This is a genomic window from Streptomyces sp. MMS24-W38 (assembly GCF_059889265.1).
In genome coordinates this window covers 4669321-4694946 of sequence record NZ_JCBCPP010000001.1, presented here as the reverse complement: position 1 = coordinate 4694946, position 25626 = coordinate 4669321, and the positions used below count along the sequence as shown (strand labels likewise).

The 25626-nt window shown below is 71.3% G+C and carries 19 protein-coding genes; 6 read left to right on the top strand and 13 right to left on the bottom strand.

The annotated features are described in order from the left end of the window. Positions 1-54: 54 nt before the first annotated feature. Genes AC6F7H_RS20275 through AC6F7H_RS20265 form a run of 3 tightly spaced genes read right to left on the bottom strand, consistent with a single transcriptional unit; the run spans position 55 to position 4747 of the window. Positions 55-867, bottom strand: coding sequence for an HAD family hydrolase (locus AC6F7H_RS20275; RefSeq protein ID WP_500758339.1), 813 nt, complete (start codon positions 865-867; stop codon positions 55-57). After that, positions 867-3521, bottom strand: coding sequence for a phosphoribosyltransferase (locus AC6F7H_RS20270; protein WP_500761961.1), 2655 nt, complete (start codon positions 3519-3521; stop codon positions 867-869). Before AC6F7H_RS20270 ends, AC6F7H_RS20275 begins: the two co-directional genes overlap by 1 nt. Positions 3522-3580: 59 nt before the next feature. Continuing rightward, entirely contained in the window at positions 3581-4747 is a 1167-nt protein-coding gene (locus tag AC6F7H_RS20265) for an HpcH/HpaI aldolase/citrate lyase family protein (protein ID WP_500758338.1), read from the bottom strand. 185 nt (positions 4748-4932) lie between these two features. Between AC6F7H_RS20265 and AC6F7H_RS20260 the strand changes: the two genes are divergently transcribed. Next, a complete protein-coding gene (locus tag AC6F7H_RS20260) occupies positions 4933-5859 on the top strand; it encodes a TerD family protein (RefSeq protein ID WP_500758337.1) in 927 nt (308 codons plus the stop codon). A gap of 213 nt (positions 5860-6072) precedes the next feature. Here the strand turns inward: AC6F7H_RS20260 and AC6F7H_RS20255 are convergent, their stop codons facing one another. The 6 genes from AC6F7H_RS20255 to AC6F7H_RS20230 all read right to left on the bottom strand — a co-directional run bounded on the left by AC6F7H_RS20255 (position 6073) and on the right by AC6F7H_RS20230 (position 10852). Beyond that, positions 6073-6810 carry a TerD family protein gene (locus AC6F7H_RS20255; protein WP_500758336.1) on the bottom strand — a complete coding sequence of 246 codons (738 nt, stop codon included), beginning with the start codon at positions 6808-6810 and terminating at the stop codon, positions 6073-6075. A gap of 157 nt (positions 6811-6967) precedes the next feature. Next, on the bottom strand, positions 6968-8104 hold the full coding sequence (locus AC6F7H_RS20250) for a DUF475 domain-containing protein (RefSeq protein ID WP_500758335.1): 1137 nt from the start codon (positions 8102-8104) through the stop codon (positions 6968-6970). 75 nt (positions 8105-8179) lie between these two features. Beyond that, positions 8180-8755, bottom strand: a complete 576-nt coding sequence (locus tag AC6F7H_RS20245) for a TerD family protein (RefSeq protein ID WP_500758334.1) — start codon at positions 8753-8755, stop codon at positions 8180-8182. Between the two features lie 322 nt (positions 8756-9077). After that, the gene (locus AC6F7H_RS20240) at positions 9078-9653 is read right to left on the bottom strand and encodes a TerD family protein (protein ID WP_500758333.1); all 576 of its coding nucleotides are present in this window, start codon (positions 9651-9653) and stop codon (positions 9078-9080) included. Positions 9654-9785: 132 nt separating this feature from the next. Next, positions 9786-10244, bottom strand: coding sequence for a peroxiredoxin (locus tag AC6F7H_RS20235; protein ID WP_363035543.1), 459 nt, complete (start codon positions 10242-10244; stop codon positions 9786-9788). 170 nt (positions 10245-10414) lie between these two features. Next, positions 10415-10852, bottom strand: a complete 438-nt coding sequence (locus tag AC6F7H_RS20230) for a DUF3052 domain-containing protein (protein ID WP_042170042.1) — start codon at positions 10850-10852, stop codon at positions 10415-10417. A gap of 417 nt (positions 10853-11269) precedes the next feature. Between AC6F7H_RS20230 and aceE the strand changes: the two genes are divergently transcribed. Further along, positions 11270-14017, top strand: coding sequence for a pyruvate dehydrogenase (acetyl-transferring), homodimeric type (gene aceE, locus AC6F7H_RS20225; RefSeq protein ID WP_500758332.1), 2748 nt, complete (start codon positions 11270-11272; stop codon positions 14015-14017). A gap of 250 nt (positions 14018-14267) precedes the next feature. Here aceE and AC6F7H_RS20220 read toward each other — a convergent pair whose 3' ends face one another. Further along, positions 14268-15896 carry an MFS transporter gene (locus tag AC6F7H_RS20220; RefSeq protein WP_500758331.1) on the bottom strand — a complete coding sequence of 543 codons (1629 nt, stop codon included), beginning with the start codon at positions 15894-15896 and terminating at the stop codon, positions 14268-14270. A gap of 133 nt (positions 15897-16029) precedes the next feature. On the opposite strand from AC6F7H_RS20220, the gene AC6F7H_RS20215 reads away from it, so the two are divergent. From AC6F7H_RS20215 to AC6F7H_RS20200, 4 genes are all read left to right on the top strand, one after another. Then, the gene (locus AC6F7H_RS20215; RefSeq protein WP_500758330.1) at positions 16030-16692 is read left to right on the top strand and encodes a TetR family transcriptional regulator; all 663 of its coding nucleotides are present in this window, start codon (positions 16030-16032) and stop codon (positions 16690-16692) included. A gap of 102 nt (positions 16693-16794) precedes the next feature. After that, positions 16795-17994 carry an alpha/beta hydrolase gene (locus AC6F7H_RS20210; protein ID WP_500758329.1) on the top strand — a complete coding sequence of 400 codons (1200 nt, stop codon included), beginning with the start codon at positions 16795-16797 and terminating at the stop codon, positions 17992-17994. A gap of 85 nt (positions 17995-18079) precedes the next feature. Continuing rightward, positions 18080-18928 carry a DUF4429 domain-containing protein gene (locus tag AC6F7H_RS20205; RefSeq protein WP_500758328.1) on the top strand — a complete coding sequence of 283 codons (849 nt, stop codon included), beginning with the start codon at positions 18080-18082 and terminating at the stop codon, positions 18926-18928. Positions 18929-19185: 257 nt separating this feature from the next. Then, positions 19186-19620, top strand: a complete 435-nt coding sequence (locus AC6F7H_RS20200; protein ID WP_500758327.1) for a VOC family protein — start codon at positions 19186-19188, stop codon at positions 19618-19620. A gap of 108 nt (positions 19621-19728) precedes the next feature. On the opposite strand, the gene AC6F7H_RS20195 is transcribed toward AC6F7H_RS20200, so the two are convergent. The 3 genes from AC6F7H_RS20195 to AC6F7H_RS20185 are packed head-to-tail and all read right to left on the bottom strand — an operon-like array spanning position 19729 to position 25593. After that, complete coding sequence (locus tag AC6F7H_RS20195; protein ID WP_500758326.1) at positions 19729-22704, bottom strand: hypothetical protein; 2976 nt, start codon at positions 22702-22704, stop codon at positions 19729-19731. A gap of 2 nt (positions 22705-22706) precedes the next feature. Continuing rightward, positions 22707-24563 carry an HSP90 family protein gene (locus AC6F7H_RS20190; protein ID WP_500758325.1) on the bottom strand — a complete coding sequence of 619 codons (1857 nt, stop codon included), beginning with the start codon at positions 24561-24563 and terminating at the stop codon, positions 22707-22709. Positions 24564-24606: 43 nt separating this feature from the next. Beyond that, positions 24607-25593 (bottom strand): hypothetical protein, encoded by a 987-nt coding sequence (locus AC6F7H_RS20185; protein WP_500761959.1) that lies wholly within the window; start codon positions 25591-25593, stop codon positions 24607-24609. Between the last annotated feature and the right edge of the window lie 33 nt (positions 25594-25626).

Below are 25626 nucleotides of genomic sequence, written 5' to 3'. Positions count from 1 at the left end.
CCCCCACAGAAACATATAGAGGCACGTATGAGGGCCTCGCCGAGACCGCCGGTGTCAACGGGCGGAGCGCACCGTGTGCAGGAACTCCCGCAGGATGCGCTCGCCGGCCAGCACCCCGCGCTCGGGCAGTGCCGTGATCCCGGGGGCCGTCCAGTCGGCGTCGGCCAGTTCGCCGTGGCCGGGGCGCCAGCCCCGGTCGGCGGCGAGCAGCAGGTCGGCGTCGAGGAGGGAGTCGCCGGCCGCGAGGGTGAGGTCGGCACCGGTGCGGCGGGCGACCTCACGCATGGCCGCGCTCTTGGTGAGCGGCTTCGGTACGGCGTAGATCTTGCGCCCCTGCAGGGAGACCGTCCAGCCCCGGTTCTCCGCCCACACGGCGAGTTCCTTCACCCACTCCTCGTCCAGCAGCCGGCGCTCGACGACGAGGTAGGCGAAGAGGTCCTCGGCGACCCGGTGCTTGAGGGTCCAGGCCGGTTCGGCGGTCCGCAGCAGATGGTCCTGCACCTCGGAGAGCGGGGCGCACTCGGCGGCGAGGTGTGCGGTCACCCGGGCGTGCCAGTCGGGGTCGGACACGCCGTCGACCAGGAGATGGCCGCCGTTGGCGCAGATGGCGTAGGCCGGCGGGGGGCCGGGGAGGCTGATGCGCCCGTACTGCTCGCGGGTGCGGGTGGTCGTCGGTACGAACACCGCGCTGTCACCGAGTTCGGCGAGCAGTCCGGCCGCCGTCTCCGTCATGAAGGACAGCGGGCGGCTCTCGTAGACCTCCACGCACAGCAGGCGGGGTGCCTCGGCGTCGGGCACGGCCAGGGCGAGCGCGCCGGCGGAGTAGATGAGCGTGCGGTCGAGGTCACTGGCGACGAGGACGGACATCAGCGGGTCACCGCCCTGCCGTCGGCGCCGGTCGCGCCGCGCGTGTACCGGGGGTGGATCAACCCGACGCAGGTGTACGGAAGTCCGTCGACCTCCTCGACGGGGACGCCCCGCTGTTCGGCCAGCAGCCGGACGTGGTCGAGGTCGCTGCCCGCCCCGGCCCGCGCCAGTATCTTCCAGGGCACCCGGCGCAGCAGCACCCGGGTGGTCTCGCCGACGCCGGGCTTGACGAGGTTCACGTCGTGGATGCCGTACTCCTCGCTGATGCGCTCGACGGCGGCCCAGCCCTCCCAGGTGGGGGTGCGGTCGGTGGCGAGCAGTTCCTTGGCCTGGGCGCAGGCGGCGTCCGCGACCTCGGGGAAGCGGGCGGAGACGGCGTCCAGGAAGGCCACCGAGGCGTCCGCGTCGGCGAGTTCTCGGTAGAACTTGGCGCCGTGGAAGTCGTCCGGGCCGACCAGGTCGGCCCGCAGCACGGTGCGTGAGACGAGGCCGGAGACGGTCGAGTTGAGGCAGGCGGAGGGGATCAGGTAGTCCTCGCGGGTGCCGTAGGTCCGTACGCAGGAGCCGGGGTCGGCCAGCACCGCGATCTCCGGGTCGAAGCCGGTGACACCGTGGGTCTTCTCGAACTCCTGTACGGCCTGGGCGAGTTCACGAGTGATGGCGCCCTTGCCGGTCCAGCCGTCGACGAAGACGACGTCCCGGGGGTCGTGGTGCTCGGCCAGCCAGCGCAGTGCGTTGGCGTCGATGCCGCGGCCGCGGACGATGGAGACGGCGTAGTGCGGGAGGTCGAGTTGGTGCCGGTGTCGGGCCCAGCGGCGCATCAGGATGCCGACGGGGGTGCCCGCGCGGGCCAGGGAGACGAGTACCGGGCGGGGTGTGGGGGTCCCCCCGCTCGAGCGAAGCCGAGAGTGGGGGAGTTCGGCGAGCACGGTCTCGGTGACCACGCCGACCGCGTGGGCGAGGCGGGCCGCCGAGGCCTTGAGGGCCGCGTGGAACAGCCGCTGGTACTGCTCGCTCGGCTGGTACTCGACGGGCAGCGACTCGGCGTAGTGCGCGCCGCCGCTCTGGATGGCCTCCTCGCGCTCCTCGGTCGGCGCCTCCAGGGTGACGTCCGAGAGGTCCTGGAGCAGCCAGCCGACCTCCTCGGGCGCGTACGAGGAGAAGGCGGGGCCGCGGAGGGGCTCGGGCAGCATGGAGGCGGGCCTTTCGAGGGCGTCGGGTCCGGCGGGTATGTCGGGTCCGGCGGGTCCGTGAGAGGGCGCGGGGACGTACGACGGTATGACCGCCAGGAGGACCTGCGGGGTGTGCGCGGCGAGCTCGGCCAGCAGACCGCCGGGCGCGTGCAGCACGGGGGTGTCGGCGGCCGAGTCGACGACCGCGACGACGGCGTCGAAGCCGGCGCCCGCGACGTTGTAGGCGTAGCGCTCGCCGGGGCCGTCGGCGGGGTCGTCGTGGGCGGGGAAGACCAGTCGGGTGCGTATCGCGTAGCCGGGGTCGTCGACGGCGAGGACGGGTGAGCGGGTGGTGGTCGAGAAGCGCACCTCGGTGCCGGTCGCCCCGGCCGCCGCCTGCTCCGGCCTCTGCCCCTGTTCCAGTTCCTGTTCCTGTTCCAGCTTCTGTTCCAGCGCGTGGGCGAGGCGGAGCGGGGCGTACATCAGCTCCTCGAAGCCGAGGACAAGTATGCGGCTGCGGCCGCGGCGGGCGCCGTCGGGGAGTGCCTCTGCGAGGCGGGCCGCCATTTCGGGGAGCGCGCTCTCCAGGCGGGCGCGGTGCTCGGGCGTGAACCCGTGCCGCCCGCCGTCGGGAAGGCCGGAGGGCCAGCACAGATCCACGCGCGTGAGCCTGTCGTCCGGGTGCGGGCCGTCCTGGGTTGATCGCGCGGTCGACCGACCACCCCCCGTGACGCCCTCGTACCGCGCCACCAGCTCCTGTCCCTTGTCCAGGACGCCCTCCGGCAACCGCACCGTGCCCGACGCGGTCGTCACCAGGTCGATTCGCGCCCCGATCTCGCGGGCGAACTCGTCCAGCCGCCCGGCGTCGGCGGGCGAGCGCATGTCGACCAGGGCGACCACCACGTACCGCCGCCGAGGATGGCGCGCGTGCAGGTCGCGGATGGTGTTCAGGACCGTGTTGCCGGTGGAGAACTCGTCGTCGACCAGGACCAGCGGCCCGTCCCCGGCCAGCAGCCCGGGGTCCTCGGGGAGCAGCAGGTGCGAGGTCGCGTGGGAGTGGGACTCCTCGAAACCGCCCGCCGTGGCCACCCCGGGGACCGGGCGGCGGGTGGAGTGCAGACAGGGGGCGACGCCCAGGCCGTCGGCGACCGAGTGGCCGAGGCCGGTCGCGGTCTCCGCGTACCCGAGGACCACGGCCCGGTGGGCCTGTCCGCCCAGCAGTTCGCGGACCCGGCGGCCGAGGGCGACACCGTGGCCGTACACGACGGACGGCGGGCTGGGCACGTGCTTGCCGAGGACGTTGGACACCAGCAGGTGGGCCCGCTTGGGGTTGCGGCGCAGGGCCAGGCCCAGCATCCCGGTCAGCCGGTCGTCGCCGGCCAGTTCGACACCGAGCCGCTCCGCGACCCAGCTCCCGGGCCAGACGCTCCCGCCGGTCGTGCCCGCGCCGGTCGGCGACCCGTCGCGCGCCTCACGGCGCACTGCCTCGTTCACTGCCTTCTCACTGTCTTCTCCGAGCCTCTCGCCGTCGCTCCGTACCGTCACTCCGCCAGGCCGGCCGCGAGCAGCTCCACGAACCCGATGTCCTCGTTGGCGACGCCGAAGGCCTCGGCGCGCAGCAGGGTCCGCTCGGCCCAGGCGCGGTGCGGCTTCACCTCGTTCATCTTGTTCGTGTACGCCGACCGCATGACACCCCCGCCGTCGCGTTCCGGCCGGAGGATGTCCTGCGCGTCGCTGTACTCCTCGTGACTGACGACGGACAGCGCGTGCACGGGCAGCACGTGCGAGGGGTGGATGCAGGTCTTGCCCTGCAGTCCGTTGGCCCGGTCGAGGGAGATCTCCCGCAGCAGGCCGTCCATGGCGTGCTCGATCAGTGTCGCGCGCAGTTCCACGGCCTGTACCTCCAGGAAGGGGCTCTGCCGCAGTTGTGGCTTGAACATGCGTTCCTGGACCCGGAAGTACTCCCAGACCGGTCCCGTCACGGTGAATCCGGTGCCGTCGGCGCGGGCCAGCATGTTCACCACGTCGGCGATCACGGAGGCGACGATCTGGATGTCGTAGGCGGTCATGTCGGGGCCGCGGCGCAGCCCGTACGGGGAGCAGAAGTCGGTCACGCCGAGGCGCAGGGCGAGGACCCGGTCGCGGTACTTGTCGACCGCGCGGAGGATGCCTTCGAGGGTCTCCACGCGTGTCTCGCGGTAGAGCAGCTCCGGCGACTCCAGCACCGGCATGGCGAAGAGGCGGTGTCCGCTCTCGGCCTCGGCGAGGGCGAGGGCCTCCAGGAAGGACACGCCGCGTTCCTCGGTGAACTTCGGCAGGACGAATCCGGACAGCAGCGAGAGGGCCGGGCCGAGACGCCGGACGAGGTCCGGTATCTGGTCCGGGGTCCGGACCCGGATGAACAGCAGCGGCAGATCGGCCGCCGGCCGGCCGGCCAGGTCGGCGAGCTGGCGGACGAGGTTCACCTCGCCGGCGAGCACGTCCTCGTCGCCGATGGAGTCCTCGAGGCACAGCACCATCGAGACCACGCCGCGCCCGGCCTGCTTGACGATGTCGTCGGCGAGCCGGGGGCGGGTCGCGGGGCTGTACAGCGTGGCGCCCAGGGCCGTGGAGAGCAGCTGGGCCGGTGACTCCTGCGTGAACACGCCCGGCTCCCGGTAGAAGAGACGTTTCCGCACCGCCGGGGCGATCTGTCCGAAGTGACGCATTGAACTCCCCCGTGGCCGTTGGGCATGCTGTGGAATGTCGGAAGGTGGCCGGTAATAGTACGTACGGAACGATGTCGGCGGTTCCCGCCCGGTGTGAACTCGAGGTGACCCGGCCGTGTCGTTCCCATACCGTCTCGCTACCCCCCGCATTGTCGTGATCAGGACGGAGAGGGCAGGATGACCGTATGACGCACGCCATGCTGAAGGGGTCGAACGTCCCGCTCCAAGCCACCACGGTACGCGCCGTCCTGCGCTGGTCCCCGGGGCAGGGTGTGCCGGACGTGGACGCGTCCGCGCTGCTCCTGGGGCTCGACGACCGGGTGCGCTCGGACGAGGACTTCGTCTTCTACAACCAGCCCCGGCACCCGTCCGGCACGGTGTGGCGGCTCGGCAAGAAGCGGGTCGCCGAGGGGCTGACCGACACGATCCAGACAGACCTCGACGGGGTCGAGGACGGCGTGGGGCGGATCCTGCTGGTGGCGTCGGCGGACGGCGTCACCTTCGACCAGGTGCACACGCTGCGCATCCTGCTGTTCGACGCGCAGGCGCCCGACGCGGAGCCGCTGGCGTACTTCGACGTCAAGCCGGAGACGGGCCAGGAGACGGCGCTGATCTGCGGTGAGCTGTACCGGCGCGGGGAGGGCTGGAAGTTCCGGGCGCTCGGCGAGGGCTACTCGAACGGGCTGAAGGGCCTGGCGACGGACTTCGGCATCTCGGTGGACGAGTCGGAGGCGGCGCAGGACCCCTCGGCCGCCGACCCCGGCCGCCCGGACACGTCCGCCGCGACCGGGACCCCGGTCCGTCCCGACGCGCTGACCCAGCCGCAGGCCCCGGCCGCGACGGATCTGTCCGGGCCCCTGCCGCCCGAGCAGCCGGCAGGGGTGCCGGCGCAGCCCGCGTACGGGTATCCGCCGCAGCAGCCCCCGGCCGCGCAGCCGGCGTACGGCTACCCGCAGACGACCGGGCGGCCCGCCTACGGTTACCCGCAGACGCCGCCCGCGGCGGCCGCCGCGGGAGCGCCGTCCGGCTACGGCTACCCGCCCCCCGCGCCCGGCGCCCCCGACCCCGACTTCCGCCTGCCCCCACAGGGGCCTCAGTTCATCGGACGGTAGGGCCTGGCCCGATGGGGCCCCGGCCCGGGTGGGGCCTTAGGACCTGTCCGGCGGAGCAGGCCGCAGACGCGGGGGTCCGGCACGCCCATCTGCCGCGTTGTCGTCGGTCGCCATGGCTCCCTCCTCCGCCTTGCAGCTGACCGCACCAGACCCCGCTCACCAGCGCTGACAAGGCGCCGCCGTTTTCCTGCGGCCTGCTCCGCCGGACAGGCCCTAGCGGTCCACCTTCGACTTGAAGCCGCGGCCCCACTGCAGGCCCCACCCGTACAGGCGGTCGAGTTCCGCCTGGAAGCCGTAGACGAACTTCACCTCGCGGCGGACCAGGATCTCGCCCTTGACGTTCTCGATCATCACCACCGCGCAGGAGCGGGCCTGCGGATGGCGTTCGTCCAGGCCTATCTCGATCCGCGGGCCGTTGCTCGGGAACAGGGTGACGATGGCGTGCGTACGGTCGAACGCGGGCGTCTGGTCGTAGATGTACGCGAAGACCAGCAGGCGTTTGATGTGCTCGCGGTGGTCCAGGTTGACGTAGATCGTCTCACCGGAGGCCGAGCCGAACCGGTCGTCGCCGCTGAGCTTGATGTACGGCGCCGCGTTGACGTCGCCGAGGAAGCCGCCGAGCGGCTGGACCACGCCCTTGGTGCCGTCCTGGAGTTCGTACAGACAGCCCAGGTCCAGGTCGACGTTGACCATGCTCTGGCTGTGGGCGACGACCTCCGGGGGCTTGAGCGCCTTGAGCGGGTGCCGCAGCAGGCTCTCCCGCTGGGCGCCGCCCAGGTCGGAGGTCCGCATCCGCCAGCTCAGGTTGATCCGCAGATGGCCGTTGGCCGCGCCCTGTTTGGTCAGGGACACCTGCGCGTGCCGTTTGGTCAGCTCGATGGCGTTGGTGGCCGCGTTGCCCGAGTCGAAGGCGGTCTCTTTCCCGCGCCACAGTCCGTCCAGAAATCCCATTCCCGCCCCAAGTCCGCTCGTGGAACCCCGCCGGCCCCGCTGCCGTGCTGTCCCGCCGTCCCGCTGTTCCGCCGTCCCCGCAACGGCCGACGGGGCGGCCCCGAGGAGTGGTCCTCGACGGCCGCCCCGAACAGAGCGTTCCTCACGCGGAGGGCTGTCACACCCCGGACGAGACCTCGGTCTTCTCCGGGGTCCCCCCGGCCGCCGCGATCGCCTTGTTGCGGCGCACGGAGGACCAGAAGGAGGCGCCGATCAGGACGACACCGATCAGGCCGGTGATGATCTCGTTGATCTCGTACTGGATCGTGACGAGCAGCAGGGCGGCGAGCGCGCCGATGGCGTAGTGCGCGCCGTGCTCCAGGTAGACGTACTCGTCGAGGGTGCCCTGGCGGACCAGGTAGACCGTCAGCGAACGGACGTACATGGCGCCGATGCCCAGGCCCAGGGCCATCAGCACGATGTCGTTGGTGATGGCGAAGGCGCCGATCACACCGTCGAAGGAGAAGGACGCGTCCAGGACCTCCAGGTAGAGGAACATGAAGAACGCGGCCTTGCCGGCCAGCGCGACCGCCGAGCGGGGCTTCCCGGCGCGCACGGCCTTCTCCTCCTCCTCGTGCTCGCGTTCCTCCTCCTCTTCGAGTTTGTCCTCGAAGTAGCCGGAGAGTCCGCCCACGATCATGTAGGTGATCAGACCCCCGATGCCGGCGAGGAGGACGGTCTCCGCCTTGTCGACATGGAGGCCGCCGTGCTGGTGGGCGTTGGCCCCGACGGTCAGGGAGGCGATCAGCAGGACGATCAGCGCGACGCAGACCGACAGCATGTCGACCTTGCCGAGCTTGGAGAGCGGGCGCTCGATCCAGGTCAGCCACTTGATCTCCCGGTCCTCGAACACGAAGTCCAGGAAGATCATCAGCAGGAACATGCCACCGAACGCGGCGATCGACGGGTGGGCGTCGGTGACGAGTTGCTGGTACCGGTCCTTGTCGCTGAAGGCCAGATCGACCGCCTCGATCGGACCGAGCTGGGCGCTGATGGCGACGATCACGACGGGGAAGACCAGCCGCATGCCGAAGACGGCGATCAGAATGCCGACCGTGAGGAAGATCTTCTGCCAGAAGGCATTCATCTTCTTCAGGATCCCGGCGTTGACCACCGCGTTGTCGAAGGACAGCGAGATCTCGAGGATCGACAGGATCGCCACGATGCCAAAGGCGGTCCACCCCCCGAAAAGGATCGCTGCGACCAGACCGAGCGCGGTGACCGCGAACGACCAGCCGAAGGTTTTCAGAACCACTGGCTACCCCATCATGTGTTGGGGGCTCCCCCGGACGATCTCCGGAGGAGACTCTCCCCGCTGCCGAAGTCGGCTTTACGAAACATTGACTCCGAAGTCTAGAGCGATGCCCCGCAGCCCGGACGCGTACCCCTGGCCCACCGCCCTGAACTTCCACTCGCCCTGATAGCGGTAGAGCTCACCGAAGATCATCGCGGTTTCGGTGGAGGCGTCCTCCGACAGGTCGTACCGTGCGAGCTCCTGACCGTCCGCCTGGTTGACGACCCGGATGAAGGCATTGCTGACCTGGCCGAAAGCCTGGCCTCGGTCGTCGGCCAGATGGATGGAGACCGGAAAGACAATCTTGTCGCACCGGACCGGCACCTTGGCGAGGTCGACCAGCAGGGACTCGTCGTCGCCGTCGCCCTCGCCGGTGAGGTTGTCACCGGTGTGCTGCACCGAGCCGTCCGGGCTCGTGAGCTGGTTGTAGAAGATGAACCACTCGTCCCCCATGACCCGGCCGTCGCTGCACATCAGTGCGCTGGCGTCGAGGTCGAAGGGGGCTCCGGTGGTGGAGCGCGCGTCCCAACCGAGCCCGATCATCACCTGCGTGAGATTCGGCGCGGCCTTGGACAGGGAGACGTTTCCCCCCTTGGCAAGCGTGACGCCCATCTTGCTGATCCCTCCCCTTAGGGCCTGTCTTTCGGTTCCTCCCGGAGACGCGGGGTTCTGGCACGCACATCTGCCGTGTTGTCGTCGGCCGCCATGGCTCCGCCATGACTCCCTCCTCCGCCTTGCAGATGACCGCACCGGACCCCGCTCACCGGGGCTTGGCCAAGGCACTGTCTCTCGGAGTCGGGATGAACCGAAAGACAGGCCCGTGATGTTTCTCAGGTGGTCCTGCGCGTCCGGCGCCACACGTAAACCGTGTGACGCCGGACAGAACGGCCGTGCGAGGCGGCCGGGCCCGGGCGGCGCCCGGGACGTGACCGTCTCAGACGTTCACCCCGAAGTCCTGGGCGATGCCGCGCAGGCCGGAGGCGTAGCCCTGGCCGATGGCGCGGAACTTCCACTCGGCACCGTGCCGGTACAGCTCGCCGAAGACCATGGCGGTCTCCGTGGAGGCGTCCTCCGACAGGTCGTAGCGGGCGATCTCGGCGCCGCCGGCCTGGTTGACGACGCGGATGAACGCGTTGCGCACCTGGCCGAAGGACTGCTGGCGGTTCTCGGCGTCGTAGATGGAGACCGGGAAGACGATCTTCTCGATCTCCGCCGGGACACCGGCGAGGTCGACCTTGATCTGCTCGTCGTCGCCCTCGCCCTCACCGGTGAGGTTGTCGCCGGTGTGCTCGACCGAGCCGTCGGGGCTCTTGAGGTTGTTGAAGAAGACGAAGTTGGCGTCGTTGGCGACCTTGCCGGTGTTGTTCACCAGCAGCGCGCTGGCGTCCAGGTCGAAGTCGGTGCCGGTCGTGGTACGGACGTCCCACCCCAGTCCGACGATGACCGCGGTCAGGCCCGGTGCCTCCTTGGTCAGCGAAACGTTGCCGCCCTTGCTGAGGCTGACTCCCACGAGTCCTCCATTGATGTCCGGGGGCAAAAAGCCCCGTCGTGCGTTGGATGTCAGATCAACGTGTCGATCCTAGTGATGGGTTCCCGGCCGCCGCAGGCCCCGGGGCGGGGAATCACGAGGTGTCGGACGTGCTCACAGCGCGTCGAGCGCCTCGACGTACTCATTCAGGTCACGTGCGTCGGGCAACGCGTTGACGACCGTCCAGCGCACGATGCCCTCCCGGTCGATGACGAAGGTCCCCCGCACGGCGCAGCCCTTGCCCTCGTCGAAGACGCCGTACGCGCGTGAGACCTCGCCGTGCGGCCAGAAGTCCGACAACAGGGGGTACTCCAGGCCCTCCTGCTCGGCGAAGACGCGCAGGGTGTGGATGGAGTCGTTGGAGACGGCGAGCAGCTGGGTGTCGCGGTCGGCGAGGAGCGGCAGGTTGTCGCGCAGTTCGCGCAGCTCCCCGGTGCACACGCCGGTGAAGGCGAAGGGGTAGAAGACGAGCACCACGTTCCGCTGTCCGAGGTGGTCGGACAGCCGTACGGGCGCGCCGTGGTTGTCCTTGAGCTCGAAGTCGGGGGCCTTGTCGCCGACCTGGATCGCCATCGCCTCGTTCGTCCCTTCAGGGGTGCTGTTCCCGGTTCGTTCCCGGGGACCACCCTACGCACGGGGTACGACAGTGGGCCGGACGGGCCGATCCGGTCGGCCCGTCCGGGTTCGAACGGGGTGCGGTCCCGGCGGCGGGAGTGCCGCCGCCGGGACCGCCTCCGCCGCGGCTACCTCCTGGACTTGGCGGCCTTCGGCGTGGCCAGCCGGCTGCCGCTCCAGTCCTTGCCCACGCTGACGCTCTTGGCCGCCGTCAGGCCCGCCGTGGTGGCGGCCTCCGAGATGTCACTCGGCTCGACGTAGCCCGAACGGCCTGTCTTCGGCGTGAGGAGCAGGATGGCACCGCCCTCTTCGATGTACGTGCCGGCGTCCACCAGCGCGTCCGTCAGGTCGCCGTCGTCGTCGCGGAACCACAGCACAACGGCGTCAGCCACGTCGTCGTAGTCCTCGTCGACCAGGTCGCTCTCGATGACGCCCTCGATGGCCTCGCGGAGCTCCTGGTCTACGTCGTCGTCGTAGCCGATCTCCTGGACCACCTGCCCGGGCTGGAACCCCAGCCTGGCGGCAGGGTTCGTCCGCTCCTCCGCGTGGTCCGCGGTCGCGCTCACGGTTTGCCTCCTGATCATGGTTTGGGAATTTCGCCAATTGTCGCAGCCGCGCGCGGGCGCGCGGCGTTGGCCGTAGTCCACACGGGCGGGGCGGTTCGCGCAAGTACCCGGCCGCAGGGACCGCCGAAACGGTGACGATCCCGGCCGGGTCACCGCAACTCCAGGCACATCATCCTGGCTCACAGTGACGCACACCACACCCTTGTGCCCTCTATGGGCGTTTGGGAACCGTATACGGGTACGAGACTCGCACGAGTCCGTGGCCCGCCCCGTATGCCACCGTACCGGTGTCGCGGTCGGGTTACCTATCGGTAGAGATGACGTGTGCGGCCCCCGGGTGGACGATGGGGAGCGCGCAGACGGCTAAATCAGTGACGCAGCGGCCCTTTCACGGCCCTCTGACAGGTAAGGAACAGCGTGGCTTCCGCATCCGATCGCAACCCGATCATCATTGGTGGCCTTCCGAGTCAGGTTCCTGACTTCGACCCCGAGGAAACGCAGGAGTGGCTCGACTCCCTCGACGCCGCCGTCGACGAGCGCGGCCGGGAGCGGGCCCGTTATCTGATGCTGCGACTGATCGAGCGCGCGCGCGAGCGGCGCGTGGCCGTGCCCGAGATGCGCAGCACGGACTACGTCAACACGATCCCCACCCGCGCGGAGCCGTTCTTCCCGGGCAACGAGGAGATCGAGCGCAGGATCCTCAACGCGACCCGGTGGAACGCCGCGGTGATGGTCTCGCGCGCGCAGCGGCCCGGGATCGGCGTCGGCGGCCACATCGCCACGTTCGCGTCCTCGGCGTCGCTGTACGACGTGGGCTTCAACCACTTCTTCCGCGGCAAGGACGCGGGCGACGGCGGCGACCAGGTCTTCTTCCAGGGCCACGCCTCGCCGGGCATCTACGCGCGCGCGTACCTGCTGGACCGGCTCACCGAGCGGCAGCTGGACGGCTTCCGGCAGGAGAAGTCGAAGGCGCCCGAGGCGCTGTCGTCGTATCCGCACCCGCGGTCGATGCCGGACTTCTGGGAGTTCCCGACGGTGTCGATGGGCCTCGGCCCGATCGGCGCGATCTACCAGGCCCGGATGAACCGCTACATGCAGGCGCGCGGCATCACCGACACCTCGAAGTCGCACGTGTGGGCGTTCCTCGGCGACGGCGAGATGGACGAGCCCGAGTCGCTGGGCCAGCTGTCCATCGCCGCCCGTGAGAACCTGGACAACCTGACCTTCGTCGTCAACTGCAACCTGCAACGCCTCGACGGGCCGGTGCGCGGCAACGGCAAGATCATCCAGGAGCTGGAGTCCATCTTCCGGGGCGCCGGCTGGAACGTGATCAAGCTCGTCTGGGACCGCACCTGGGACCCGCTGCTCGCCCAGGACCGGGACGGTGTGCTGGTCAACCGGATGAACACCACGCCGGACGGCCAGTACCAGACGTACGCCACCGAGTCCGGGGCGTACATCCGCGACCACTTCTTCGGCGACGACCACCGGCTGCGCGCCATGGTCGAGGGCATGACCGACGACCAGATCCTGCACCTGGGCCGCGGCGGTCACGACCACCGGAAGATCTACGCGGCCTACAAGGCGGCCCTGGAGCACAAGGGCCAGCCGACGGTGATCCTCGCCAAGACGGTCAAGGGCTGGACGCTGGGTCCGAACTTCGAGGGCCGCAACGCCACGCACCAGATGAAGAAGCTGACGGTCGACGACCTCAAGGGCTTCCGGGACCGCCTGCACCTCCCGATCGCCGACAAGGACCTGGAGTCCGGCCTGCCGCCGTACTACCACCCGGGCCGCGACTCGGAGGAGATCCAGTACATGCACGACCGCCGCAAGTCCTGCGGCGGATACGTGCCGACCCGCGTCGTGCGCTCCGAGCCGCTCGCGCTGCCCGGCGACCAGGCGTACGCGAGTGTGAAGAAGGGCTCGGGTCAGCAGTCCATCGCGACGACCATGGCCTTCGTCCGGCTCCTCAAGGAGCTCATGCGGGACAAGGAGATCGGCAAGCGGTTCGTACTGATCGCGCCGGACGAGTACCGCACGTTCGGCATGGACTCGTTCTTCCCGAGCGCGAAGATCTACAATCCGCTGGGCCAGCAGTACGAGTCCGTGGACCGGGAGCTGCTGCTCGCGTACAAGGAGGCGCCGAACGGGCAGATGCTGCACGACGGCATCTCCGAGGCCGGCTGCACGGCCTCGCTGATCGCGGCCGGCTCGGCGTACGCCACGCACGGCGAGCCGCTCATCCCGGTGTACGTCTTCTACTCGATGTTCGGTTTCCAGCGCACCGGTGACCAGTTCTGGCAGATGGCCGACCAGCTGGCGCGCGGTTTCGTCCTGGGCGCGACCGCGGGGCGTACGACCCTGACCGGTGAGGGCCTTCAGCACGCGGACGGACACTCGCAGCTGCTGGCGTCCACGAACCCGGGCTGCGTCGCGTACGACCCGGCGTTCGGCTACGAGATCGCGCACATCGTGCAGGACGGTCTGCGCCGGATGTACGGCGGCGACGAGCAGCACCCGCACGGCGAGGACGTCTTCTACTACCTGACCGTCTACAACGAGCCCATCCAGCACCCGGCCGAGCCGGAAAACGTGGACGCGGAGGGCATCGTGAAGGGCCTCTACCGCTTCAGCGAGGGCGCGGCGGGCAGCCTGCCCGCCCAGATCCTCGCCTCCGGTGTCGCGGTGCCCTGGGCGATCGAGGCGCAGAAGATCCTCGCCGAGGAGTGGGACGTCAAGGCCGACGTCTGGTCGGCGACCTCCTGGAACGAGCTGCGGCGCGAGGCGGTGGACTGCGAGCGGCACAACCTGCTGCACCCGGAGGAGGAGCAGCGCGTCCCGTACGTGACGCGGAAGCTGGCCTCGGCGCAGGGGCCGGTCGTGGCGGTGTCGGACTGGATGCGATCGGTGCCGGACCAGATCGCGCGCTGGGTGCCGGGGACGTACCAGTCGCTGGGCGCGGACGGCTTCGGCTTCGCGGACACCCGCGGGGCGGCCCGGCGGTTCTTCCACATCGACGCGCAGTCGATCGTGGTGGCGGTGCTGACGGAGCTGGTCCGCGAGGGCCACCTCGACCGGTCGGTGCTGAAGCAGGCCATCGACCGCTACCGGCTGCTCGACGTCACCGCGGCCGACCCGGGCCCGGCGGGCGGCGACGCCTGACACCCGCGACCGGGACGACAGGAGAGGGGCCTTCGGCGAGTCGACTCGCCGAAGGCCCCTCTCCTGTCGTCCCGGTCGCCGGAGCCGGTGTGCGCGCCGCCCCCTCCAGCGGCGCGCCACAGCCGGCGCCCTCTCCTGCCCCGGGATGCCCTGGGGAGGACCTGACCCACTGTGACCCGTGGTGCCCGCCGGGCGGGAGGGGTCGCCGCATCGGTTCACCCTGATGAGCGAACCCGGTCGCCGGGGTCCGTCAGATGTGGCCGACGCCCGCGCCCGCCTCCGTGTTCTCGCCGTTCTCACCGCGCTTGGTGAGGAAGGCGACCAGCACCGCCACGGCGGCGACCCCGGTGGCGACCAGGGACGCCGTGCTCATGCCGGAGAGGAAGGTCTCGTGCGCCACGTCGGTGATCTTCGCGGCCAGCTCCCCGGGCATGCCCGGGGCCACCGGCGCCACACCGACCCGGACGGCCTCGGACGCCTGCTCGGACTGCTCCGGGGTGAGCGGCGGAAGGCCCGCCGCCGCCCAGTTGCCCGGGAGGTCGCGGTCGACCTTGGAGGCCATCACCGCGCCCAGCACGGCCGTACCGAGGCTGCCGCCGACCTGCATGGCGGACTGCTGGAGACCGCCGGCGACGCCGGAGAGCTCCATCGGCGCGTTGCCCACGATGACCTCGGTGGCGCCGACCATGACGGGGGCCAGGCCGAGGCCCAGCACGGCGAACCAGAGCGACATCACACCGCTTCCGGTGTCCTTCTCGAGCGTGGACAGGCCGAACATGGCGAGCGCGGTGAGGGCCATGCCTCCGGCCAGCGGGATCCGCGGGCCGGCCTTGGTGATCACCGCACCGGCCAGGGGGGAACCGATGATCATCATGCCGGTGAGCGGCAGCAGGTGCAGACCGGCGTCGACGGGGCTCATCCCGTGCACGTTCTGCAGGTAGAACGTGACGAAGAACAGGCCGCCCATGAACGCGATGGCCATGAGGACCATCAGCACGACACCCGCGGACAGCGCGACGGAGCGGAACATCCCCAGCGGGATCAGCGGCTCCCGCACCTGCGTCTCCCAGAACGCGAAGATCAGGAAACCGGCGACCGAGGCGACGATGAAGCCCCAGGTCTTGAGGTCGCCCCAGCCCCACGCGGGGGCCTTGATGAGCGCCCAGACCAGGCAGAACATCGCACCGGAGAGCAGGACGATGCCGGGCAGGTCGAAGGAGCGCGGGCGGTTCTCCGCGCGGTGGTCGAGCAGGATCCACGCGCCGAGGGTGACGGCGACGACGCCGACCGGGACGTTGATGAAGAAGACCGACTGCCAGCTGACGTGCTCGACGAGCACACCGCCGAGGATCGGGCCGCCGGCGGTGGAGGCGCCGATGACCATGCCCCAGATGCCGATGGCCATGTTGAGCTTCTCGGCCGGGAAGGTGGCCCGCAGCAGGCCGAGCGCGGCCGGCATCAGCAGCGCGCCGAACAGGCCCTGCAGGACCCGGAAGACGATGACCGCCGCGATGCTGTCGGACAGGCCGATGGCGCCCGAGGCGGCGGCGAAGCCGACGACGCCGATGAGGAAGGTCTGCCGGTGGCCGAAGCGGTCACCGAGCTTGCCCGCGGTGATCAGCGAGACCGCGAGGGCGAGGAAGTACGAGTTGGTGATCCACTGGACCTCGGCGAAGGTGGCGCCCAGGTCCCTGGCGATGACGGGGTTGGCGATGGCGACGATGGTGCCGTCGAGGGCCACCATCATGACGCCCACGGCGACGGTGAAGAGGGTGAGCCAGGGATGGCCGCGCAGCCCTCTGCCGGGTGCCGCGTCCGACGGGTTCACGGGCGCCTTGTCCCCGGGTCCCGTCGCGTCGACGGTGGTCTGACTGGTCATGACTTCAAAGCTAATGACAGCCACTGACAGTTGACAAACCAATTCACCGACCGGCAACCGACTCGTCTCATCCCTATAGCCTGAACTGGGGGAACAGTTCCAGAACGCCCCCACAGGACACGCTGGAGGATCGATGGAGACGGTCGGGGCCGTCGCCGGCGCGGTGCCGGCGACGGGTCTGCGGGAGCGCAGGAAGCGGCTCACCCGGGACGCGCTGGTCCGCTCCTCCCTGGAACTGTTCGCGACGCGCGGCTACGAGGGCACGACGGTCGACGACATCGCCGCCGCCGTCGACGTCTCGCAGCGCACCTTCTTCCGCTACTTCGCCAGCAAGGAGGAGGTCGCCTTCCACGTCCCGCGCCTCGCGGAGTCCCTCGTCGTCGACGTCGTACGGGCACGGCCGCCCGGCGAGCCACCGCTGGACGTGCTGCGCCGGGCCCTGCAGGAGAGCTGGGACGGCATCAACGAGGTCGTCGAGCAGGTCGTCCCCCTGGAACTGCACCTGCGGGTGTACCGGGTGATCGAGTCCACGCCCGCGCTGCTCGCCGCCCATCTGCGGCGCGCGGCGGAACTGGAGGACCGGCTGGCCCGCGTCATCGCCGACCGCGAGGGCGTCGACCCGGACACCGACCCCCGGCCGCGCATCCTGGTGGCCGCCTTCAGCGGGGTCGTCCGGGTGGCGGAGCACTCCTGGTCCACCGGGGACGACCCCGGCCTCGCCGCCCTGCGCGAGCTGACGACGGCCTACCTGGACCAGCTGGGGCCGACACTCGCGGGGAACTGGCACGGCGTCTGATCACCCGTCGGTTGACGTCTGCTCACACTCCGGCACGCTGAAACGTGATACCCGTCACTCGGTTGACGCGAGACCCTCCCGTTCTCCTAGTGTGTCCTTTCAGTGACTTCCTTCGACTCCTCTCCGCAACTGAACGCATGGCGCGCGCTCCTCGCACTTGCCGTCGTCTTCGTGATGCTGGCGACCACCGGCTGGACGGCACTGCGCCAACAGCGGGACGTGGCACCGCTGTCCGCCTCGCTCGCCGCCTGGGAGCACGGCCGCATAGCGGGCCGCGAACTGCCGGACCCGCAGTCCGCGCCCGGCAGGCTGGCCCGGTTCTTCGCCTCGCTCACCGAGGCGCAGCGGATGAGCCTCGCCCACCGCTTCCCCCTCGCGGTCGGCAACATGAACGGCACCCCGGTCGGTCTGCGGTACCGCGCCAACCGCATCGCGATGGAGCAGGCCCGCGAGATCGAGCGGGAACGGATGCACGACACACGGCTCACGCCCGCGGGACAGCATCAGGCGGGCCGCCGGATGAACCGTCTCGGGACACTGCTGGGCCCCGGACGCCAGATCCTCGCCTTCAACCCGTCGGGACCGGGCCGCGTGGCCGAGGTCTTCGGCGATCTGGACGAGGCCGAACGCATCTCGGTCGTCGTCCCCGGCGTCGACACGGATCTGCTCACCTTCCAGCGCACCTACCGCCGCTACTCGGCCCCCGTCGGCATGGCCGAGGCGCTGCGTGCGGCCGAGCACGAGGCGGCCCCCTCGACCCGTACCGCCGTGATCGCCTGGGCCGACTACACCGCGCCCGGCGGACTCGGCATGGAGGCGGCCATGGCCAAGCGCGCCGAGGACGGCGCGGTACGGCTCGACGCGCTGCTGCGCGCGCTGCCCGGCACGGCCCCGGTCGCGCTGTTCTGCCACAGCTACGGCTCCGTGGTGTGCGGGCTCGCCGCGAGCACCCTGCCCGGCCGGGTGGCCGACATCGCGGTGGCCGGCAGCCCCGGCATGCGGGCCGAGACCGCCTCCGCACTGCGCACCCACGCGCGCGTGTGGGCCATGCGGGACGCCGACGACTGGGTCCAGGACGTGCCCTATCTGGAGGTCGGCGGACTGGGCCACGGCGCCGACCCGGTCTCCCCCGCTTTCGGGGCGCGGGTCCTGTCGGCACGTGAGGCGGAGGGACACAGCGGGTATTTCGAGCCGGGCACGGACAGTCTGCGCAACTTCGCCGAGATCGGCGTTGGCGCATACCGAGCGGTGGCCTGCGCACACGATGACGGCGTATGCCGGGCGGATTTGTCCTACGCCTAGGCACCCTGACGCGCGTAGAGGACGGAGGAACCGCGGTATGCACGGGGAGGGGACGAAAAAGCTCGTGCCGCATACGATGAGCCGCATGGGTGACGTACTGGCTGGTTTTCACGCTGCCTGGGAGTTCGAGTCCGACTCCGTGCTCATCCGTTACGAAAGGGGGATTCGAACACCCAAGTTGTTTCAGGCACTCGGGGAACGACGCATCCCCCTGGAGGCCATAGCAAGGGTGACGCTGACCCCCGGCAGGCGCGGCAGCGTCGTGCTGCGCGTCGAGCCCCGGCCCGGGGCCGACCCGCTGTTGGAGGCGGCGGCCGGGCAGTTGAAGGAGAGCTCCGACCCCTACCGGCTGGTGCTGCCCGCCGAGCGCGAGACGCTCGCCGAGTACTACGCCGACGAACTCCTCGCCCGCCTCACCGAGTCCGGCCCCGCCGAACGCCACCTGGTACCGGCCCCCGAGGTGCCGCTGCGGTTCAAGGCGTACGACGGCAAGGCCTCCTTCGACGGGACGACGGTCTCCTTCCACTGGTTCTGGACGGGCGCCTCGTCGACGAAGTGGAAAGCCGGTGACCAGCGCTTCCCCGTGGGTGAGCTGAGCGGCGTGGAGTGGCGGTCGCCCGAGGTGTTCGAAGGGCATCTGCGGCTGCTGCGCCGGGACGAGCCGGCGTCACCGCCCCAGCCCGACCAGGACCCGGCGGCCGTGCTGTTCGGACTGGGCTACGGACCGGTGCACGAGTCACTGCCGTTCGCGGCGGCCGTGCTGGCGGCGGTACGGACGTCCGAGCCGGTGCCCGCGGTGGTCGCGGCGGCCGTGCGCCGCGACCCGGCCGACATCGCCGACCGCATCCGCCACCTCGGCGAACTGCACCAGGCGGGCCTGGTGACGGACGAGGAGTTCTCCTCCAAGAAGGCGGAGTTGCTGGCGGAGCTTTAGGGCCTGTCCGGCGGATCACGCCGCAGACGCGGGGCCGGCACGCCCTCCCTCGAGCTCTTCGAGCAGGGGCCCCAGCGGCGTTGTCGTCACTCGCCGACTCCCCGAGCTCTCGACGGGCTCGAGCGGGAGGGCCCCCATGAGCGGGAGGGGCCCCCATCGCCCCCGCCCACCCGCGCTGACAAGGCACCGTCGACCCCTTACGACCTGATCCGCCGGACAGGCCCCAGCCTGCCAGCCGCTCCCGCTACGGTGGGCCGATGACATCGGTCAAGCAGTTCCAGGTCACCTTCGACTGCGCGGAACCCGAGCGCGTCGCTCGTTTCTGGTGCGAGGTGTTGGGGTACGTCGTACCGCCGCCACCGGAGGGGTTCGCCACGTGGGGCGATTTCGATCGCTCGCTGCCGCTCGAGCGTCAGGGCTCGGCGTTCGCATGCGTCGACCCCTCGGGTGTGGGTCCGCGGCTGTTCTTCCAGCGCGTTCCCGAAGGCAAGGTCGTCAAGAACCGGGTGCATCTTTGCGTGCGGGCCGGCACCGGACTCGTGGGTGAAGAGCGCCTGGCCGCTCTGGAGGCCGAATGCGCACGGCTGGCCGCGCTCGGCGCGGTACGGGTGCGACTGCTGCGTGCCGACGGCTTCAACGAGTCGTGCCTCGTGATGCAGGACGTCGAGGGCAACGAGTTCTGTCTCGACTGAGCATCCGCCGAGACGGCGAGGGGGTGACGTCGCATGCGGTGATCCGGTGCCCGGGGGCCCTGTGGGTTTCGTCGACCCGCAGGGGCCCCGGGTGCCGGGAGCACCGTGTCACTCCTCGTCGCGCAGCCGGGCCGCCAAGACCGTCAGCGGCTCGGTCTCCTCGGTGTGGCCCGCCGCGGTCAGGCGGGAGACCGCCGCGTCGAGGCGGGTGAGGGCGGGGGCGGGGCGTTCCAGGTAGATGCCCTCCACGGCGGCGGCGAGGCGGACGCACTCGGCCCACTCGCCGGCGCGGTGCTGTTCCGGTCCCGGCTCGCCGAGCAGGGCGAGGGCCTTCTCCAGGGCGGTCAGGGCCTCCTCGTGGGCGCCGGCGTAGGCGTTGACCCTCCCGTGCTCGTAGGCCAGGGCGGTGTCCAGGGAGCGGCCGTGGGCCTCGTACCCGGCGGCGCGGGCCTCGTCGGCGACCCGGCCGGCGTCGGCGAGGAAGGCGCGGGCGCCGGCCAGGCCGTCGGGTCCCTGCTGCTGGGCCTGGAGGCGGGCGAGTTCGCGCAGGGTGTTGCTGAGGTGCTCGTGGCGCGGGGCCCGGGCGTGGGCGGCGAGCGCCTGGTCGGCGGCCTTGCGGGCCTGGCCGAACTCGCCGGACTCGCCGAGGAGTACGGCCGTCTCCGCGGCGATCATGGCGTGGCTTCCCGGGTCGTCGTCCCAGCCGGCCGACTCGGCGGCGAGGGCGACGAACTCCGCCGTGGCGGCCTTGAGGTCGTCCCCCGCGTGCAGCGCGCGGGCGCGGGTCAGGCGCAGCTGGGCGGCGAGCCGGTCGTCCAGCTCCCCGGTGGTGACGTCCGGTTCGGCCAGCAGGGAGTCGAGCAGGGCGATGGTGTCCTCGACGCGGCCCAGGTCGAGGCTGAGCTGGGCCGCGCCGCTGTAGGTGCAGAACGCGGCGAACCGGCTGCCGCGGCGCAGGTCCAGTTCCGCCGAGCGCGTCAGGTGCCGCAGTGCCTCGTCGGGGCGGCCCAGGTGCATGCAGATCTCGGCCAGTTCGGCGTGCAGGCGGGCGGTGTCGACCGCGTCGGCCGGCCAGTCGGCGGCCAGCCGCAGGCCCTCGGACAGGTCCGCGTGCGCGGCCTGCGCGTCCTGGAGGCCGAGGTGGAGCCTGCCCCGCAGGGCGAGCACGCGGGGCAGGTGCCAGGCCGGGCCGTGCTCCTTCAGCCGGTCGAGGAGGCCGTCGGTCTCGGTGAGCGCGGCGGGCAGGTCGCCGGACAGGGCGTATGTGGTGGCCCGCAGCAGCAGGGCCCTGGCCACCTGCCCGGCGATGTCGTGCCGGGTGGCGAACGCGTGCAGCAGGTCCACCTCGGCGAGCAGTGGCGCGACGTGCTCCTCGTTCCCCGAGTTCCCCGAGTTCCCCGACACCTGCAGGCGCAGGCCGAGCGCGGTTGCCCGCAGACGCAGCAGGCGGGCCTCCTGGTGCGGGGCGAGACCGGAGGTCTCCTCGTGCAGGCGGACCAGGGACGTGTGGGCGGTGGTCAGCGCTGCGGCCTTCGCCTCGGGGCCGTCGGCGTCCTCCGTGGGGATCTCGGCGGCGGCGAGCAGGGCGCAGGCGCGGGCGAGCGCCGCGTGACCCGGCAGTCCGGCGTCGTCGTACAGACCCGCGGCCTCCTCGTGGAGGGCGGCGGCGTCGGCGAACTCGTCCTTGTCGCCCGCCCAGTTCGCCTCGTCGGCCAGCAGGTCCGCGCGCAGCCGCAGGAGCGAACCCACGGCCGGGTCGTCGGGGTGGGTGTAGTCGCGGGCGGCGACGAGCGTGCGCAGCCGCGCCCAGCAGGCTTGTGCGTCCGGGTGTCCCTCCTCTTCCAACGACCTTGCCTGACAAATGAGTTCGGTCAGCGACTCGGGCACGGCGGCGGTCGTACGGGCGGTGGACGCCGACGCGGCGACCGGGGCGGCGACCGGTGCGGCCGGGGTCACGTCGTCGAGGCTGCGGGTGCGCAGGGTCAGTTCCAGCGCGTCGAGGAGCGGGGCCCGGTCGAGACGGGCGCTCCGGCGGTCGGTGTGGGCGGTGGTCCCGTTGCGGTCGTCGAAGCGGGCGGCGAGGTCGGCGGCGCGGCCGCGCACCTCGGCGCGCAGGCCGGTCACGGTCCAGGTGCGGCCCGGGAACCCGGCGGCGGGCAGCTCGCCGTGGCCGAGGGTCTCGACGCGCTGGAGGAGGACCTCCACGCCGGTGAGGAAGTCGAGCTGGTCCTGCGGCGAGTCCACCTCGTCGAACAGGTTCCGGTTCTCGGCGAGCAGTTCCAGGCCGCGTGCCTCGTTGCCGGTCAGCGCGCAGAATTCCAGGTGCCGGCCGACCTCTGAGGACATCGAGGGGCTGCGGCGGCAGCCGCGGTAGCCCGCGAGGTGCAGTCCGCGTGCCTGGTCGGTGCGGCCGGTGCGCAGCAGGGGCAGCAGTGCGTAGGAGGCGGAGCGGGCCGGCTCCTCCTGGCAGGACTCCTTGCCGGCCAGGACGGGCTCCCAGACGCGCAGCGCCCGCTCGTCGTCGCCCGCCGCCAGGTGGTACAGGGCACGGTCGCAGGTCTCGCAGGCCTCGCAGTCGCTGAGCCGGGAGCGGGAACGGCCCGCCCACAACTCGTAGGCGAGGGCGGTGTCCTCGCCGAGATGGGCGGCCAGCCGGTAGGCCTGCCCGTAATAGGGCTGGAGGTCCAGGTCGGCCTTCTCGTAGCGGTCGCGCATCTCCGTCAGCCACTGGCGCAGGCTGGCCAGCGGTATCTCGGGCAGTGCGCGCAGGGCGCCCGCGACCCACTTGAACCGCCAGAACAGCTGGTGGCGCAGGCGTTCGTCGAAGACGTCCGGCTGCTCGTCGAAGAGGGTGAGCAGGCGGGCGAAGACAACGGGCGACTTGCGGGGTTCGGAGCCGTAGGTATACGCCTCCTGGAGTTCGAGCAACGCGTCGATCAGCGGGACGGGCTCCGCGAACTGCTCGGCGGCGTCCACGAGTTCCTCGGCGGTGACGGTGCGGGTGCGACCGTAGGGGCGCCGGTCGTTCTCCCGGAGCGCCTGGTACAGCTCGTCTGTGTTCTGGGGAGGGGGTGCGGTCGGCATCGTCAGCTGTCCTTGCGGAGGGCGTGGGCGAGAAGGTCGAGGAAGGAGCGGTTGATGAGGCTCGATTCGGCGGGCCTGAGCGGACGCCGGGACAGCAGCGCGGCCTGCCCGTAGAGGGCTTCGGCGCTGGTGCGGGCCAGTTCGGGCTCGTCGATGGCGACGGCGGTGCGCACCAGCGGGTTGAGCTGGTTGAGGATCAGCTGGGCCCGCGGCGCCTCCTGACGCAGGGCGCCGAGGATGTCGCCCCACAGGCCGCCCTCCTGCTCACGGGCGAGCTGGGAGCGGGTGCGCTCGTGCCGGGCCTCACGGCTGTCGACGAGGAGGGCGGGGGCGGAGGCGGGCTGGAAGGTGCGCAGCGCGACGTCGCAGTCGAAGACGGCGAGGGCGTCGCGGGCCAGGGCGAGGTAGGCCGCGGCGGCCAGCTCCGTCTCCCGGTCGACGGGGTCGAGATGCGCGGTGAGGGTCGCCGGGTCGAGGTCGGCGACGGTGACCTCGGGCCTGATCTCGGGCAGCCGGTGGACCAGTTCACGGTCGTAGGTGTAGCCGCCGTTGACGACGCCGAGCCCGGCGGCCGAGGCGATCGCCGCGACCTGCCGGAACTCCTCCACGCTCGACGTCACCAGCACGGTGCGGTGGGTGCGCGCGAACTCGTCGAGGGTGGTGTGCCCGTCGGTGGTCTCGAACGGCAGCCAGGGCAGCAGCATCCGCAGGATCTCGTCGTCGTGCACCGCGAGCGACTTCACGGCCAGGTGATGGGTCTGGAGGAAGCGGGCGAGCAGGTCCGGGTCGCTGGCGGCGGCCCGGGCGATCCACGCGCGCAGCCGCTCGGCTAGGGCGTCGCGGACCGCGGTGAGGGTGTCGTCCTCGTACAGGGACTCGCGGGACGCGGTCGGGCGCAGGCTCTCGGCGTCGACGACGCAGCGGACGAAGAACGCCCACTCGGGCAGGATCTCCTCGGCCTGCTCGGACAGCAGCATGCCCTTGACGTGCACCCGGTGGCCGTGGCGCCGTCCGGCCGGTACCGCCTCGGGCAGCACACACGCGATGCCCTTCAGGCCCACGGCCGGCAGGTCCAGTTCGATGGTGTCCAGCGGGGTGAACCCGAAGACCTCCTCGCCGTACGCGGCCAGCGCGCGGGAACGGGCGCCCGGCGTCGGGTACGTACGCGCCCAGGGCGCCGCCTCGGGGTTGACCGGCGCGCCCGGACCGTCCGTGCCGCCCGTGCCGTCGTCGAAGGTCACCGGGTGACGCAGCAGTGAGCCGAAGTGCCGTGCGAGGGACTGCACTTGGACCGGACGGGTCCACTCGCCCGCGTCGGCGCGCGGAGTGAGGGTGACGGTGGTGCCGGGCCGGGGCCGGGCGGAGGCGGGCAGGGTACGGACGGTGTAGCTGCCGTCGCCGCGCCCCCGCCACTCCACGGCGGGCGCGTCGGGGGTACGGGCGGACCGGCTCAGCACGTGGATCTCGTCCGCGACCAGGAAGCAGGAGAGCAGGCCGATTCCGAACTGGCCGATGAAGTCGCCGCGTTGCTCGACGAGCTGCTCGGCGCGCTTGCTGCTGCGGCCGATCGTGGCGAGGAAGGTGTGCACGTCGGCCTCGGTGAGACCGACGCCGTCGTCCTCGACGCGCACCACCGAACCGTCGGCGTACAGGCGGATGCCGAAGGCGTCGGCGGGGGCGGCCGGTTCGAGGCCGTGCCGGGCGGTCAGCGCGTCCACCGCGTTCTGCATCAGTTCGCGCAGGTAGACGCGGGGGCTGGAGTAGAGGTGGTGGGAGAGGAGGTCGACGAGGCCGCGCAGATCCACCTGGAAGGTGCGGTCGGCGCCGGCCGGGTTCGGGGAGGTGTCGGGCAGAGTCATCGGGCAGTCCGGGGTGAGGAGTTCGAGAGGGGCGGGTGCGGGCTCAGGCGCGGCGCTGACGGCGGGCGAACTGCTTCTCGGGCTCCGCGAAGTAGGTCCAGGGCCAGGTGGTGTAGGCGCCGTCCAGCGTCAGGAAGACGCGCCGGACCGTGTGGCGCTCACCGGCCAGTGACAGGGCCATGGCGAACATGTTGAAGTCGTGCTGCCAGCCCGGACGCCAGGTGTAGGCGGGGTGGAGGATGCTGCGGTCGGCCGCCTCCCGCAACTCGGCCTGGATCTCCGGGGTCTCGAGGCAGTCCCCGTCGTCCGACTCCACCCAGTCCTCGATGTGGGCCATGGCGATCACACAGCCGAGGCGATGCCCCTCGGGCGCTCGGGCGAACGCCTCACGGGCGAACGCCAGGGCCTGCCCCTGCTCACCGCCCCAGCGGGGCTGCAACTGCGACAGCCGCTCGAGGTGGACCTCCAGGTCCAGCGGCTCGCGGCGCAGGGCGGCGTCGAACCGGGTCTCGTTGACGGCGTCGCCCAGCGACATGCCGCGACCGGAGGTGAGGAGGCGGCGCCACGGTGCGACCCACTCCGGTCGCAACTCCGCGGCCTCGAGCAGCTGTTCCTCGGCGATACGGAGCCGCTCGTGGAAGACCTGCCACTGCTCCCGCGAGACGTCCACGGCACGTGCGGAGGTGCGCGCCTCCCAGCCCCAGACGACGTGGCGCGCACCGGATATCAGCAGCGCCTCCGCCCGGTGCTCCTTGTCCTCCTCGACGGCCCGGCCGATCCACTCCTCGACACCGTCCAGCTCGGCCAGTTCGCCGAGGACGTGGTGGTCGCGGCCGAGGTCGAAGGGGGACAGCGCCGCCTTCACCGCCTCCCACTCACCCGCGTCGGCCGCCTCCACCAGCGCGAGCACCCGGGTGTCCCCGAGCGCGCGCAGCGTGTACATCCCGTTCTTCTTGCGCGGGACGGGAAGGGCGTACGGATCCGCCCCCGCCGGACTCTCCCCGCCCCTGCCGAACAGCTTGCCGAACATGCCGCGCCCTCCCTGGCCCCGCGTGATCATCCG

Coding starts and splice junctions, on each gene's coding strand:
- AC6F7H_RS20275 (WP_500758339.1), bottom strand. CDS start 867: ATGTCCGTCCTCGTCGCCAGTGACCTCGACCGCACGCTCATCTACTCC.
- AC6F7H_RS20265 (WP_500758338.1), bottom strand. CDS start 4,747: ATGCGTCACTTCGGACAGATCGCCCCGGCGGTGCGGAAACGTCTCTTC.
- AC6F7H_RS20260 (WP_500758337.1), top strand. CDS start 4,933: ATGACGCACGCCATGCTGAAGGGGTCGAACGTCCCGCTCCAAGCCACC.
- AC6F7H_RS20255 (WP_500758336.1), bottom strand. CDS start 6,810: ATGGGATTTCTGGACGGACTGTGGCGCGGGAAAGAGACCGCCTTCGAC.
- AC6F7H_RS20245 (WP_500758334.1), bottom strand. CDS start 8,755: ATGGGCGTCACGCTTGCCAAGGGGGGAAACGTCTCCCTGTCCAAGGCC.
- AC6F7H_RS20235 (WP_363035543.1), bottom strand. CDS start 10,244: ATGGCGATCCAGGTCGGCGACAAGGCCCCCGACTTCGAGCTCAAGGAC.
- AC6F7H_RS20220 (WP_500758331.1), bottom strand. CDS start 15,896: ATGACCAGTCAGACCACCGTCGACGCGACGGGACCCGGGGACAAGGCG.
- AC6F7H_RS20215 (WP_500758330.1), top strand. CDS start 16,030: ATGGAGACGGTCGGGGCCGTCGCCGGCGCGGTGCCGGCGACGGGTCTG.
- AC6F7H_RS20205 (WP_500758328.1), top strand. CDS start 18,080: ATGGGTGACGTACTGGCTGGTTTTCACGCTGCCTGGGAGTTCGAGTCC.
- AC6F7H_RS20200 (WP_500758327.1), top strand. CDS start 19,186: ATGACATCGGTCAAGCAGTTCCAGGTCACCTTCGACTGCGCGGAACCC.
- AC6F7H_RS20195 (WP_500758326.1), bottom strand. CDS start 22,704: ATGCCGACCGCACCCCCTCCCCAGAACACAGACGAGCTGTACCAGGCG.
- AC6F7H_RS20190 (WP_500758325.1), bottom strand. CDS start 24,563: ATGACTCTGCCCGACACCTCCCCGAACCCGGCCGGCGCCGACCGCACC.
- AC6F7H_RS20185 (WP_500761959.1), bottom strand. CDS start 25,593: ATGTTCGGCAAGCTGTTCGGCAGGGGCGGGGAGAGTCCGGCGGGGGCG.